This window comes from Rhodanobacter sp. PCA2 (assembly GCF_013620825.1).
GTDB lineage: Bacteria > Pseudomonadota > Gammaproteobacteria > Xanthomonadales > Rhodanobacteraceae > Rhodanobacter_A.
This window is the reverse complement of the sequence record NZ_NJIC01000010.1, coordinates 1-13525: the sequence shown is the minus strand read 5'-3', so window position 1 is coordinate 13525 and position 13525 is coordinate 1. Positions and strand designations below refer to the sequence as shown.

At 69.6% G+C, this 13525-nt stretch carries 10 protein-coding genes; 4 read left to right on the top strand and 6 right to left on the bottom strand.

Annotated elements, in window-relative coordinates; genetic code table 11:
• From PCA_RS03855 to PCA_RS03835, 5 genes are all read right to left on the bottom strand, one after another.
• Nucleotides 1-1931: TonB-dependent receptor plug domain-containing protein (locus PCA_RS03855; protein WP_219918518.1), on the bottom strand; the 1931-nt coding region annotated here is incomplete at its 3' end.
• 151 nt (nucleotides 1932-2082) lie between these two features.
• Nucleotides 2083-3372 (bottom strand): MFS transporter, encoded by a 1290-nt coding sequence (locus PCA_RS03850; protein WP_181301176.1) that lies wholly within the window; start codon nucleotides 3370-3372, stop codon nucleotides 2083-2085.
• Nucleotides 3372-4526 carry a hypothetical protein gene (locus PCA_RS03845; protein WP_181301175.1) on the bottom strand — a complete coding sequence of 385 codons (1155 nt, stop codon included), beginning with the start codon at nucleotides 4524-4526 and terminating at the stop codon, nucleotides 3372-3374. Before PCA_RS03845 ends, PCA_RS03850 begins: the two co-directional genes overlap by 1 nt.
• Before the next feature lie 3 nt (nucleotides 4527-4529).
• Nucleotides 4530-5804 (bottom strand): glucarate dehydratase family protein, encoded by a 1275-nt coding sequence (locus PCA_RS03840; RefSeq protein ID WP_181301173.1) that lies wholly within the window; start codon nucleotides 5802-5804, stop codon nucleotides 4530-4532.
• The gene (locus PCA_RS03835) at nucleotides 5801-6790 is read right to left on the bottom strand and encodes a 5-dehydro-4-deoxyglucarate dehydratase (RefSeq protein WP_181301171.1); all 990 of its coding nucleotides are present in this window, start codon (nucleotides 6788-6790) and stop codon (nucleotides 5801-5803) included. The genes PCA_RS03840 and PCA_RS03835 overlap by 4 nt, the downstream gene beginning before the upstream one ends.
• 100 nt (nucleotides 6791-6890) lie before the next feature.
• Here PCA_RS03835 and PCA_RS03830 point away from each other — a divergent pair, with 100 nt between their 5' ends.
• From PCA_RS03830 to PCA_RS03815, 4 genes are all read left to right on the top strand, one after another.
• Nucleotides 6891-7676, top strand: coding sequence for an IclR family transcriptional regulator (locus PCA_RS03830; protein ID WP_181301170.1), 786 nt, complete (start codon nucleotides 6891-6893; stop codon nucleotides 7674-7676).
• Nucleotides 7677-7775: 99 nt separating this feature from the next.
• Nucleotides 7776-8606, top strand: a complete 831-nt coding sequence (locus PCA_RS03825) for an NAD(P)-dependent oxidoreductase (protein WP_181301168.1) — start codon at nucleotides 7776-7778, stop codon at nucleotides 8604-8606.
• Nucleotides 8603-10102, top strand: coding sequence for an aldehyde dehydrogenase (NADP(+)) (locus tag PCA_RS03820; RefSeq protein ID WP_181301166.1), 1500 nt, complete (start codon nucleotides 8603-8605; stop codon nucleotides 10100-10102). The genes PCA_RS03825 and PCA_RS03820 overlap by 4 nt, the downstream gene beginning before the upstream one ends.
• A gap of 373 nt (nucleotides 10103-10475) precedes the next feature.
• Entirely contained in the window at nucleotides 10476-10733 is a 258-nt protein-coding gene (locus PCA_RS03815; RefSeq protein WP_181301164.1) for a hypothetical protein, read from the top strand.
• Between the two features lie 212 nt (nucleotides 10734-10945).
• Here PCA_RS03815 and recQ read toward each other — a convergent pair whose 3' ends face one another.
• Nucleotides 10946-12760, bottom strand: coding sequence for a DNA helicase RecQ (gene recQ / locus PCA_RS03810; protein ID WP_181301162.1), 1815 nt, complete (start codon nucleotides 12758-12760; stop codon nucleotides 10946-10948).
• Between the last annotated feature and the right edge of the window lie 765 nt (nucleotides 12761-13525).

Here is a 13525-nt window from a genome sequence, read left to right as displayed (position 1 = left end):
GGCGCGAGTCGAAGTACGATTTCGGCGCGCAGGGCCAGGTCGTCGGTCACCTTCCACTTGAGCGTGTATTGCTTGTTGAAGGCCCGCGCGCCGAAATCGTACTTCGACTCGCGCCCGGCCACGTCCAGGTCGAGCTGGCGCACGCCCGGGAGGTTGCTGAGCAGCGGGATGTTCAGCTCCAGGTATTCCTCGTTCGTCGCATACGATCCGGACGCGATGCCGCGATTGTTGTTGAGCACGTCCTTGGTGAGGAAAGGTCCGTAGCCATAGGTGTAGCCCGACTGGCTGTTCCGCTCGAAGCCCAGCGAAAAGCCCAGGTTGCCGGCCGGCAACTCCAGCAGGTTCGCGGAACTGATCTGCGCGAACGTGTCGTGCAGGTGCATGACGTTGCCGTCGGTCGGGCTCGGCGCGAACCGGCCGTATTCGATGTAGTCGAGCATCGACGGGGTGATCGTGTTCTGCCCGAGCAGGTTGAGCGGGACGCAGCCGGCGATGACGTTGCCCGGCGTGCCGCAGACGACCTGGCCGTTGGCATCCTTGAACGAAGGGCCGAGCGCATTGCCCAGGCGGCTGATGCTGAGCTGGTTGAAGAAGGTGGTGAGGGCGTCGGTCTTGCCGTAGACGGTGCCCACTTCCCAATCGAAGTCGCGTCCGCCGAGGCTGAAGCTGCCGTCGAGGGTCGGCGTCAGGTTGATCGTCTTGTCGGTATAGCTGCTGCCCTGCAGGCCCGCCTCGGTCACCATGCGCTGGGCCACGGCGATCTGCTGGCCGAAGGGGTTGTAGAAGCTGTCGGCCGGTATCGTGATTGCCCCGGCCGTACCTGCCGCGCCGCCGGCGCCCAGGTTCATCGCGTTGTAGTTGAGCACCCTCGACGAGCTCGTCTTCGTCCAGCTGCCGATGAGCTTGAACTTGATGTTGTCGGTCACGTCGTAGGTGAATTGCCCGAACACGGACTTCACCTTCAGCGGCAGCTCGAGGTAGTAGCCATACCGGTTGTTGTAGCCGTCGGCGCTGCGGCTGTAGGGCGTCCAGTTGCTGCCGCCCTGCCCCGGCGCATAGGTGAAGAAGCCGTGGCTGCCATCCGGCTGCGTGCGCGACGCCGCCGGGCACACGCCCGCGTGGTTCGGGATGTTGCAGACCTGGAAGGAGCCGGCCGGCGTGGTGTCGGTGTACAGGGCCGTGCCGGAGCCCCACAGGGGCGTCGCCGTGAACGGATAGTCGCTGACCGGCACATCGTGGCTGTTGCTGTAGGACACGCCGCCGAGCAGCGAATAACGGTCGCCGGTGTGCCCCGCCATGACGTTCGTCGTCGTGGTCCGGCCGCCGCCCTTCTGGTACTGGCCGTAGGTCGTGTTGAATTCCACGCCGTCGTAGTGGTCGCGCAGGATGATGTTGATCACGCCGACCATCGCGTCCGAACCGTACAGCACCGAGCCGCCGTCCAGCAGCACGTCGATGTGGTCGACGGCCATCAGCGGGATCGTGTTCAGGTCGACGTTGCCGTCGATGCTGGCGCCGCCGGGCCAGCGATGCCCGTTGACCAGCACGAGCGTGTAGGAGCGGTTGATGCCGCGCAGGTTCGCATACGCTTCCTGCGTGTATCCGCTCATGCGGTCCAGGCCCACCGCCGATACCGTGAGCTGGTTGACCACGTCGGTGACGGTGGCCGCGCCCAGCTTGTCGATCTGCTGGCGGGTGATCGTCGTGACGGGCACCGCGTCCGCCAGGTCGACGCCCTTGATCTTCGAACCGGTGACCACGACCGCGTTCAGCGTGACGGGCTTGGTCTTGCTGCTGTCGCCCTGCTGCGCTGCCGCCTTGCCGCCGTCGACGCCCTGGGCGTGCGCCGACATGGCCTGGAATATCGCGAGCGAGAGCGCTGCCGAAACCAGCGCGCGCCTCCCGACGCGACCCTGCATCTGCTTGGTCATACTTTTTTCCCCGACGAGTTGAGCCAGCCGTACCGATCCACCGATCGGATCCCCGGCCGCAGTTGTATTACGTCCAGAAACTCATTGCAAGTATGGGAATAAGGTTCATGGATATGAATCTATGCAAACCCTGTCGCGACCCGCCGCGCGGTTATTTTGCGGTCTGGTTTCCGGCACCGGGCCGCAGCGGCGACAGGTCCGGAGCGAGCAGGCGGAATGCAAGCAGGGCCGCGAGATACGCCCCGCCGGCGATCGCGAACACCGGCACGTAGCTGCCGCTGACCTGCAGCAGGTGCGCAACGCCCCAGGCGATCAGCATGCCGCCCACGGCGCCGAACATGCTGCCGAAGCCGGTGACCGAACTGACCATGCGTTGCGGAAACACGTCCGACACCACCGTCAGCAGATTGGCCGACCAGCCCTGGTGCGCGGCGGCCGCGAGCCCGATCATCGCGACCGCGAGCCAGGTCCGCGTGACGAACGGCGCGAACCACACCGGCGTCACCGCCAGCGCGCACAACAGCATCGCCAGCGTGCGCGCGCGCCCCACCGCCACGCCGCGCCGGATCAGCCACGACGACAGCGCGCCGCCGAAGATGCTGCCGACGCCTGCGGCGAGATAGACCGCCGCCGTGGGCAACGAAAGACGCTGCAGGTCCAGGTGGAACTGGCGCGAGAAAAAATCCGGCAGCCAGAACAGGTACAGCCACCAGATGGGATCGGTGAGGAACTTCGCGCAGGCGAACGCCCAGGCCACGCGCTGCGGCAACACCTCGCGCCACGCCGGCGCCCTCGGCGCGGCATCGGGATCGACCTCCGCCTCCGTCAGCGCGCGGTCGCGCACGCGCAACCGCGCGTGCAAGACCAGCCACAGCGCAATCCACACGAAGCCCAGGCTGCCGGTCAGCACGAACGTGGCGCGCCAGCCGAACGCGGCAATGGCGTACGGCACCATCAGCGGCGTAATCAGCGCGCCCAGCGTGGCGCCGGCATTGAACACGCCGGTCGCCAGCGCCCGCTCGCTGCGCGGAAACCACTCCGCCACGGTCTTGATCGCCGCCGGAAAATGCGCCGACTCGCCCAGGCCAAGCCCGAAGCGGGCCAGCGCGAAACCCGCCACGCCGCGCGTCAGCGCATGCGCCGCCGCGGCCAGGCTCCACACCGCGACGGCGAGGGAGAAACCGCGCCGCGTGCCCAGTCGGTCGAGCAGCCGTCCGGCGAGCACGAGGCCGATCGCGTAGGCGGTCTGGAACGCGAGCACGATGTTGCCGTAGTCGATCTCGCTCCAACCCAGCGTGCCTTGCAGCAGCGGCTTCAGGATCCCGATCAGTTGGCGGTCCATGTAGTTGATCGTGGTGATGATCAACAGCAAGGCGCAGATCGACCAGCGATGGCGCATGCCGCGCATGGGCTCCTCGTCCGCCGCCACGATCGTTTGCATCAGCCGCCTCCTGCGCGCAATGCCGCGCGGATCGCGTCCAGCCGCGCCCGCGAAGCCAGTCCCGCGTGGTAGATGTGGAATTCCTCGACCCCCGCGCCCGCATAGGCATCGAGTTCCGCGTGCAGGGCGCGCGCGTCGCAGGGGCGCGGCGGCAGGGCGAGCACATAGGCGGCCAGGCGGCGCGATTCCCGCCAGCGCATCAGCGCGGCGATCTCCTGCAGTCCGGCATCCGGTCCCGTCCAGCAATTCGCCACCAGGACATCAGCCGCCGCGTCGACGCGCCCGGCCACGGTCGCGAATGCGCCGGTGGCCCACGGATCGGCGCTGGCGTGCAGCACGATCCGCAGGGAGGGTGCGATCCTGCGCAGCTCCCCGATCACGCGCTGGCGCAGCCCGCGCGCGAGCGCGGTGCGCACGCCCGCGACGGCTTGCGCGAGCGGCTCGCCCAGCGCCGCCTCGACACTGCCCCCGGCCCCGTCCAGTCGCGCCGCGACGCGCTGCCGCAAGCCAGCGACGTCGATGCCTTCCCGCGCATAACGCGAAGTGCAGGCGTCGCAGAAGCACAGCGAAAGCAACTGCTGCTGGACCGCGTCGAGGTCCGCACCGTCCGTCTTCTCGTGATGGCCGCCGTGCACGAAGCCCATCGGACCGGCGGCCTCCAGCACGACGCCGTCGGGCCGCCCTTGCCGCACCACCTCGAGCGCGAGCGTCACGCAGTACTCGACCACCTCGTCGTGGGCGGGACACAGCGCATGGCGATAGACGTCGCCGCAGACGTTGCGCACCGCGAACCGCGGCCACTGCCCGCCCAGCCGGCTCGCATGCGTCAACACCAGCCATGCGTACACCGGCAGGCCCGCTTCGCGCAGCGCCGCGGCCGCGGCGCCGAACGGGTCGGGCCCGGCGACCCAGGTCGGCACGGCCGGCTGCAGCGTCTTGCGCTCCCACGCCTGCGGATCGAACGGCACGTAGATCGCGGCATGTCCGGCATCGACGACGCGATGCCGGGGATGCAGCGGCGTCGCCGCACGCACGCTGTGGTAGGCCGCGGCCAGCGCCACCGCCCCCACGCCGAGATCGCGGATGCGCTGCGCGGCATCGGGATCGCCGATGACGTCCCAGGGGTACAGGTGCGCCAGCGCGAAGCGGCCCATGCGCTACCAGCGCGGCAGCTTGCCGGAATACTCCGGGCGAAAGCGCTGCAGGTAGCCGGTGTCGTCGCGAACGCGTATCCCGCAACGCTGGTAGCGCTCGTGCGCACGCGCCAGCGCGTCGCGGTCCAGCGTCACGCCCAAGCCCGGCGAAGTCGGCACCGGCAACGCGCCGTCGACGAACTTCAGCGCGCCGCCGGCGACGATCTCGTCCGCGCTGTTCCACGGGTAATGCGTGTCGCAGGCGTATCCCAGGTTCGGCGTGGCGGCGGCCAGATGCGTCATCGCCACCAGGCTGATGCCCAGGTGCGAATTGGAATGCATGGACATGCCGATGCCGAACGTCTCGCACAGCAGCGCGAGCTGGCGCGAGCGGGTCAGGCCGCCCCAGTAGTGGTGATCGCCCAGCAGCACACCGATCGCCTTGCGCTCCACCGCCGGCGCGATGTGGTCGTAGGCGACCACGCACATGTTCGTCGCCAGCGGTATCGGCGTGCGCGTCGCGACCTGCCCCATGCCGTCGATGCCGGGCGTGGGGTCCTCCAGGTACTCGATCACGCCGTCGAGTTCGCGCGCCACGCGCAACGAGGTCTCGACGGTCCACGCCGCGTTCGGATCGATCCGCAGCACGTGCTTCGGAAACGCCTCGCGCAGCGCGCGCATGGCGGCGACTTCCTGCTCCGGCGGAAACACGCCGCCCTTCAGCTTGATCGCGGAGAAGCCGTGCGCGGCGATGAAGGACCTGGCCTGCTCGACGATGCCCTCGGGGTCCAGCGCCTCGCCGAACCGGTCCGGCGCCTCGCCCGGATGCGCGGCCCACTTGTAGAACAGATAGGCGCTGTACGGCACGCGGTCGCGCACCGCGCCACCCAGCAGGTCGCTGACCGGGCGCCTCAGCAACTGGCCCTGCAGGTCGAGCAGCGCCACTTCGAACGAGGCGAACACGCGGTCGACGGTGCCGCTGAGGTTGATCTGGCCGGTCAGGCCGTGGCGGTCGTCGCCGATCGCGCCGCCCAGCACCCGGGCCACGCAGGCGCGCGCATCGTTCAGGGCGAATACGTCCAGCCCCACCAGCGCGGGTGCGGCCTGGTGCAGCCGCGCCAGATGCCCCTGGTCGCCATAGGTCTCGCCCAGTCCGATCAGGCCATCGTCGATGCGGATTTCCACGATGGTCCGCAGGGCCCAGGGTTCGTGCAGCCCCACCGCGTTCAACAGCGGCGGGTCGCGAAACGCGATCGGCGTCAGGACGATCTCGCGGATCGGCGTGCGCGCAGAACTCATGCGTGCTTCCCGGGCTGCTCCACCAGCGCCCGGCCCGCGGCGATGATGCGCTTCAGCTCCTCGACATGCTTCGGGGCCGGCGGCACCAGCGGCGCGCGCACCGATCCCGTGGCGATGCCGCCCAACTCGGTGGCCGCCTTGACCAGCGACACCGCATAGCCCGGCACCTTGTTGCGCAAGGCCACCAGCGGCGCGTAAAACCGTTCCAGCAGCGCGTCGACGCGCGCCTGGTCGCCAGCCTCGACCGCCGCGTGGAACGCCAGCGCGACCTCGGGCGCGAAGCAGAACACGGCCGACGAATACAGTGGGACGCCGATCGCGCGATAGGCCAGCTGCGACATCTCGGCGGTGGGCATGCCGTTGAAGAACTGGAACGGCTTGCCGCCCAGCGCGCCGCGCACCGCAAGCACGATGCGCTGCATCGCATCCAGGTTGCCGAGCCCGTCCTTGAAGCCGACCACGTTGGGCAGGCGCGCCACCTGGACCGCGGTCTCCGGGGTGAAGACCGCGTTGTTGCGCTGGTACACGATGATGGGCAGCGCGGTGGCCGCCGCGACCTGCTCGACATAATTCGCGATGCCCTCGGGCGGGCAGCTCACGAGATACGGCGGCAGCAGCAGCAGCCCGTCCGCGCCGGCGCGCGCCGCCGCCGCGGCAAACCGCCTGGCCAACGGCAGCGCTCCGCCGCAGCCCGCATAGACCGGGACGCGCCCGGCGACTGCCTCCACCGCGACGCGCACGACCGTCTCGAACTCGCCCGGCTCCAGTGCGTTGAATTCGCCGGTGCCGCAGGCCGCGAACACCGCACCGGGGCCCGCGGACGCGCCGCGCGCGACATGCGCCCTGAGCGCCTCGACGTTCACTTCCCCATCGAGGCCGAACGGCGTGACCGGGAAGAACAGCACCCCGCGCAACTGCCCGGCAGCCGCTGCGTCACCCCTGGCAGCGCTACCCTTCGTCGTCGAGCGGTGATTTACAAAGTTCATATGTATGAATTACTATCCTATCTGTGAACGCGATTGACTGTAGGAGCCGTCTTGTGGACTGTCAAGCCATTCACCCAACCGAGGCAACGGGTTCTCGACCATGACCAGGAAACAGGAAACCAAAGCTGCGGCGCCCACCGCCGTCAAATCGGCGGACCGCACCGTGCTGCTGCTCGAAGCGCTCGCCGCCAGCGGCCACGCGCTCACGCTGACGGAACTGCAGCAACTGCTCGACATGCCCAAGTCCAGCCTGTACATGCTGCTGCAGACGCTGGTCGCGCGCGGCTGGCTGGCCTGCGACACGCGGCTGGGCACCTACGGCATCGGCGTGCGCGCGCTGCTGGTCGGCACCTCCTACCTGGACCACGACCGCGTCGTGCAGACGGCGGCGCACGTGATCAGCGAGCTGCGCGCGCAGATCAACGAGACCGTGCACCTGGCGCGGCTGGACGGCAGCGATGTCGTCTATCTCGCCAGCCGCGAATCGCAGCACCACCTGCGGGTGATCTCGCGCGTGGGCCGGCGCGTGCCCGCCTATGCGACCTCGCTGGGCAAGGCCTTGCTGGCGGCGCGCTCGAACCAGGAGGTGGACGCGCTGCTGCCGGACAAGTTCGTCGCGCTGACCGCCAATACCGTGCGCAACCGCCGCGCCCTGCACAAGCAGCTCGACGAGTTCCGCGCGCTGGGCTACGCATTCGAGCGCGAGGAGAACACGCCCGGCCTGTGCTGCTTCGCCGTGGTGCTGCCGAACGCCACGCCCGCCGTGGATGCGATCAGTTGCTCGGTGCCAATCGCGCGCCTGGACAAGAAGCACGAGAAGGAAGTGGTCGACGGCTTGTTCAACGCCATCCGCACCATCAACGACACCTTGCGCGGCAGCCTCTAGCCACGACGACCGGCCGTCCATGAAGCACGGAGAACCGATGCACCGACACGCCTGTCCGCTCCCGCCGCCAGCGCGTCCGGCCGCCCCGGCCTGCACGCCATGAGCCGGCCGCAACGCGTCCTGATCACCGGCGCGGCGGGCGGCATGGCCACGCTGCTGCGCCCGCGCCTCGCGCAGCCCGGCCGGGTGCTGCGCCTGCTGGACATCGCGGAGGTTCCGACGCGGGACGATGGAGCGGAGATCGTCCGCGCGTCGATCACCGATCCGGCGGCGATGGAAGCGGCCTGCGCCGACGTCGACGTGTTGCTGCACCTGGGCGGGCTCAGCACCGAACACGGGTGGGCGAAAATCCTCGAGGCGAACATCCATGGCGCGTACGTGACGCTGGAAGCGGCGCGCCGCTGCGGCGTGCGGCGCGCGATCCTCGCCAGTTCCAACCACGCGATCGGCTTCGTCGGCACGCAGGACGGCGAAATCGATGCCGCCGCATTTCCCCGCCCCGACACGAACTACGGCGTCAGCAAGGTCGCGCTGGAAGCGCTGGGCAGCCTGTATGCCGACCGCTACGGCATGGAAGTCATCGCCGTCCGCATCGGCTCGTGCTTCGAGCGCCCCAGGGACGCGCGCATGCTGCGCACCTGGCTCTCGCCGGACGACGCCGCGCGCCTGGTCGAGGCCTGTATTGCGGCGTCCGCGCCGGGATTCCGCGTGATCTGGGGCGCCTCGGCGAACACGCGCCACTGGGTGTCGCTGGCCGGCGCCCGCGCGCTGGGCTACGTGCCGCAGGACGATTCCGAACGCTACGCCGCCGGGTTGGCCGCTCCGCAGCGCAACCTCGACCCCGCCGATCCCTCGCTGCAACGCGTGGGCGGCGCGTGGTGCGGGCCGGACTGGAACACCGCAGAAAAGGAACCGGAGAGGCAATCGTGAGCATCCAGGGATTCGACCCGCGCACCGGCGCCGCCACGGGCGCACCGGTCGCGGAAACCACCGTCGCCGAAGTCGACGCCATCGCTGCGCGTGCCGCGGCCGCCCTCGGGCGCTGGGCGCGAACCCCGGCGGCGGTACGCGCCGCCGCGCTGGAAGGCATCGCCGCGGCGATCGACGCCGAATCGTCCGAGCTAGCCGCGCTCGCCGACCGCGAAACGGCGCTGGGCCTGCCGCGACTCACCGGCGAGATCAAGCGCACCACCAGCCAGTTGCGCCTGTTCGCGGACGTGCTGCGCGAAGGCAGCTATCTGGAGGCGACGCTGGACGCCGCCGACGCCTCCAGCGTGCCGCCCCGCCCCGAGCTGCGCCGCATGCTGCAGCCGATCGGACCGGTGGCGGTGTTCGCGGCCAGCAATTTCCCGTTCGCGTTCTCCGTCGCCGGCGGCGACACCGCATCGGCGCTCGCGGGCGGCAGCAGCGTCGTCGTCAAGGCGCACGAGGCGCACCCGCAGACCTCGCGCGCCACGGCGGCCATCGTCGCCCGGGCCCTGGCCGCAGCCGGCGCGCCCGCCGGCACCTTCGACATCGTCTACGGCGTGGCCGCCGGCGCGCAGCTCGTGCGCCATCCTGCGATCAAGGCGGCCGGCTTCACCGGCTCGACGCACGGCGGCCGCGCCCTGTTCGACCTGGCGAACGCCCGGCCCGATCCCATCCCGTTCTACGGCGAACTCGGCAGCGTCAACCCGGTGCTGATCCTGCCGCACGCGGCGGACGAACGCGCGAAGGAAATCGCCCGGGGTTTCGCCGCCTCGCTCACCCTGGGCGCCGGCCAGTTCTGTACCAATCCCGGCCTGGTGTTCGCTCCCGCCACGCTGGTCGACGAACTCGCCGCAGCGGTGCGCCAGGCCAGCGGCGGCGCCATGCTGACCAGGCGCATGCGCGACCAGTACCTGGCCGGCACGCAAGCGCTGGCCGCCGCGGCGGAAGCCGTAGCCACCGGCGCCGAATCCGACGCCGCGTTCGGCGCCACGCCGCACCTGTTCCGGGTCGATCTGCAAACCTTCGCCGGCGACATCGAGCGGTTCGCCGAGGAATGCTTCGGGCCGGCCGCGCTGGTGGTCGCCTACCGCGACCCGCAGGACGCGATCGCCTTGCTGGGCCGCCTCCCGGGCTCGCTGACCGCGAGCGTGCACGCGGCGCCGGCCGACGCCGCGGAAGCGATGCAAGCCGCCGACGTGCTGCGCGGCATCGCCGGCCGGGTCGTCTACAACGCGTGGCCAACGGGCGTCGCCGTCGCCTGGGGCATGCAGCACGGCGGCCCCTGGCCGGCCACCACGAATCCCCTGCATACATCGGTGGGTGCGACCGCGATCCGTCGCTGGCTGGTGCCGGTCACGTTCCAGGACTGGCCGGACGCGCTGCTGCCCGACGAACTGAAGGACGCCAATCCGCTGCGCATCCCGCGGCGGCGGAACGGGGTGCCGGGTGCGGGGTAAGGCCCATTGCCCGTTTCCCGGCAACGCCTTCCTGCGCCCGGTCGATGCCCGCGGCGAACGCACCGATCCAGCAAAACGACCACGCGGGTTTCACGCCCAGACTCCGCACCTGCCCTCCGGCAGGTGCGCCCACAGCGGTTTTCAAGCTGCGGCGCAGTCGAAGCCCGGCACGGAAATCGGCGGGAAGCCGATTCACCCGAAGCGCCAAACCGCCACGACTGGTTCTACACCGGGCAGCTCAGGTCTTGGCAGCACCCGGATCGATCCATCCGCCAGTTGCCGGCCTGCTGTCACCGCTCTGCCACTGCAGGATCACCTGCAGTCCACGCATGCCGGGGCAGAATGTCCGTCCAACCTCGCGAGGCTCGCGGTCATGCCGGCGCAGTATGTGGCACCTTCGAAATTCGGCTTGTTCCGCATCGTGCAACACGGGGGGCGCTGGCGCAGTCTGCTGGGCGACTGCGAGCTGGCGCGGCATGCGGACACGGCCGCAGCGCTGGCCTATCTGCAGATGAGCTGCCCGCGCGCACGCCTGCCGTTGGCGCTGGAGCACTGGCGCTACCTGGCCGGGCCACCGGCGCGCCTGGCGCAGGCCGGCGCCAACGATGGCGACTGGCTGCTGACCGGCTGAGCCGTCGCGGTCAGGCTGTGGTTGCGGCCGTTGCCGTCGCGATGCCGTCCGCGACGAGGTGGTCCGGCATGCCGCGCGCCACTCGTTCCCGCCCGACACCACCTGGTTTGAGTCGGTGCGCCAGCGCGGCAAATACGAACGCCAGCACGATGGCGGGTCTGGCTGGATGGACCTGGCGGATGCGCGATACCCGGCTGCGGGGTCCAGCGCATTCACTCGGCGGCGTTGATCACCGCGAGGAAATCGCGTCCGTAGCGCTGCAGCTTGGCTTCGCCCACGCCGCTGACCCGGGCCAGCTCGCCCTCGTCGGCGGGCATCGCGCGCAGCATCGCCAGCAGGGTGGCGTCGTGGAACACCACGTAGGGCGGCACGCCCTGCTGGCGCGCGAGTTGGGTGCGCAGCGCGCGCAGCGCGTCCCACAATGGCTGCTCGTACGCCTCGATGCCGAGATTGGCGCCGGTGACCATCTGGCTGTCGCGGCGGCGGCGCGCGGATCGCACGGGCTTCGCGTCCTCGCGCAGTCGTACCTCCTGCTTGCCCAGCAGCACGTCGCGGCTGGACGCGGTGAGCCGCAGCGTGCCGTAGCCTTCCGCGTCGGTGGCGAGCAGGCCGGCGGCGAGCAACTGGCGGAACACCGAGCGCCAGCCCTTCTCGTCGATGTCGGCGCCGATGCCGAAGGTGCTGAGCCGGTCGTGGCCGAACTGGCTCATGCGCTCGTTGTCCACGCCGCGCAGGATGTCGATCACGTGGCCGGCACCGAAGCGCTGGCCGCTGCGGTACACCGCCGACAGCGCCTTCTGCGCGGGCACCGTGGCGTCCCAGGTCTTCGGCGGCTCGATGCAGTTGTCGCAGCCGCCGCAAGGGCCGTGGTAGTCCTCGCCGAACGCGCCCAGCAGCAGCTCGCGCCGGCAGCGCGTGGCCTCGGCGTAGGCGAGCAGCGACTCCAGCTTCTGCCGCTCGATGCGCTTGCGCTCGTCCGCGGATTCGGACTGCGCGATCATCTGGCTCATCGTCACCACGTCGGCGAGGCCGTAGATCATCCACGCCTCGGCCGGCAGGCCGTCGCGACCGGCGCGACCGGTTTCCTGGTAATAGCCTTCCATGCTGCGCGGCAGGTCGAGGTGCGCCACGAAGCGCACGTCGGGCTTGTCGATGCCCATGCCGAAGGCGACGGTGGCCACCATCACGACGCCGTCTTCGCGCAGGAAGCGCTGCTGGTTCTTCGCGCGCGTGGCCGCATCGAGACCGGCGTGGTACGGCAGCGCCTCGATGCCCGCCTCGGCCAGCCATGCGGCGGTGTCGTCCACCTTCTTGCGGCTGAGCGCGTAGATGATGCCCGCCTCGCCGCGATGCCCGTCGAGGAACTGCATCAGCTGCGTGCGCGGGTTGTGCTTCAGCATCACGCGGTAGCCGATGTTGGGCCGGTCGAAGCTGGAAACGAACTGGCGCGCGTCCGACAGCGCCAGCCGCTCCACGATCTCCTCGCGCGTGCGCGGATCGGCGGTGGCGGTGAGCGCGATGCGCGGCACGTGCGGAAAGCGCTCGTGCAGCACCGTGAGCTCGCGATACTCGGGGCGGAAATCGTGGCCCCACTGCGACACGCAGTGCGCCTCGTCGATCGCGAACAGCGCCACCTCGATCTGCTCCAGCAGGCCGAGGAAACGCCCGGTAAGCAGGCGCTCCGGCGCCACGTAGAGCAGGTTCAGCTCGCCCGCCAGCACTTGCCGCTCCACCTCGCGCTGCGCCTGCGCATCGAGACTGGAGTTGAGATAGGCCGCCGCAACGCCAGCAGCACGCAATGCATCCACTTGGTCCTGCATCAGTGCGATCAGCGGCGACACCACGATGCCGGTGCCCTGCCGCAGCAGCGCGGGAATCTGGTAGCACAGCGACTTGCCGCCGCCGGTGGGCATCAGCACCAGCGCATCGCCGCCTTCGGCTACGTGCTCGACGATGGCCTGCTGCTGGTTGCGAAAACCGGGATAACCGAAAACGGTGCGGAGGATATCTAGGGGGGTGGGGGGCATTCTTGGAATGCTAGCAAATGAGGATGGTTTGGTTGCTGACGCTGTGTAGGGGATGCTTGCGCTTCGTCGCGGCAAACCAAAGCGGTTTCGTGCGCCCGTTGGGCGCCCGAGCTACTTTCTCTTTGCGTGCCCAAAGAGAAAGTAGCCAAAGAGAAAGAGCACCCCGGTTGGCGCTTGCCGGGCATCCATGCCCGGCAAGTCCGTGAGGCGGGGCCGGGCTTTTCGAGCGGGCATCCTGCCCGCGCGAAAAGGCGAGGCCGTCGTGGCCTCGCCCGCTGCGCGGCCTGATCGTCCCCACCTCACCGCCGCCCAAGGGACCCCGTAAGAGCAGGCGCGCATCGTGCGCGCCAGAAGCAACGGCAAAAGCAAGAGCAACGGCAACAGCAAAGTGCCGCGAACTCGCGGTGCTTTGCTTTGGGGAAGGTCTGCTTTTGCTCGTCATCCCAGCGAAGGCTGGGATCCAGTGCCTCTAAGCCACGGAACACAAGGGCGCTGGATGACCAGCTTCGCTGTTGTGAAGCGCCTCCTGCTTTCGCAGGGATGACGAGCAGGCAGTCGATTGATCAGGCCATCCTTGGCTCTGGCTCTGCTGTTGCTTCTGCGCGCCGGGAGCGCGCTGCTTTACCGGGGCCCCTATGGCGCGGCGGGCGGGTGGAGGAAAGTCCGCAGGATGGCCGGCAGGGATGCCGGCCAGTTTTTCGCCAGCACAGGATGTGCTGTCGAAAAACCCCGTAACCCGCCCGCGCACCCGGAAGGCAGGATGCC

Excerpts from the sequence above, each read along its gene's own strand:
- PCA_RS03850 (WP_181301176.1), bottom strand. The coding sequence starts at position 3,372 with ATGCAAACGATCGTGGCGGCGGACGAGGAGCCCATGCGCGGCATGCGC.
- PCA_RS03845 (WP_181301175.1), bottom strand. The coding sequence starts at position 4,526 with ATGGGCCGCTTCGCGCTGGCGCACCTGTACCCCTGGGACGTCATCGGC.
- PCA_RS03840 (WP_181301173.1), bottom strand. The coding sequence starts at position 5,804 with ATGAGTTCTGCGCGCACGCCGATCCGCGAGATCGTCCTGACGCCGATC.
- PCA_RS03835 (WP_181301171.1), bottom strand. The coding sequence starts at position 6,790 with ATGAACTTTGTAAATCACCGCTCGACGACGAAGGGTAGCGCTGCCAGG.
- PCA_RS03830 (WP_181301170.1), top strand. The coding sequence starts at position 6,891 with ATGACCAGGAAACAGGAAACCAAAGCTGCGGCGCCCACCGCCGTCAAA.
- PCA_RS03825 (WP_181301168.1), top strand. The coding sequence starts at position 7,776 with ATGAGCCGGCCGCAACGCGTCCTGATCACCGGCGCGGCGGGCGGCATG.
- PCA_RS03815 (WP_181301164.1), top strand. The coding sequence starts at position 10,476 with ATGCCGGCGCAGTATGTGGCACCTTCGAAATTCGGCTTGTTCCGCATC.
- recQ (WP_181301162.1), bottom strand. The coding sequence starts at position 12,760 with ATGCCCCCCACCCCCCTAGATATCCTCCGCACCGTTTTCGGTTATCCC.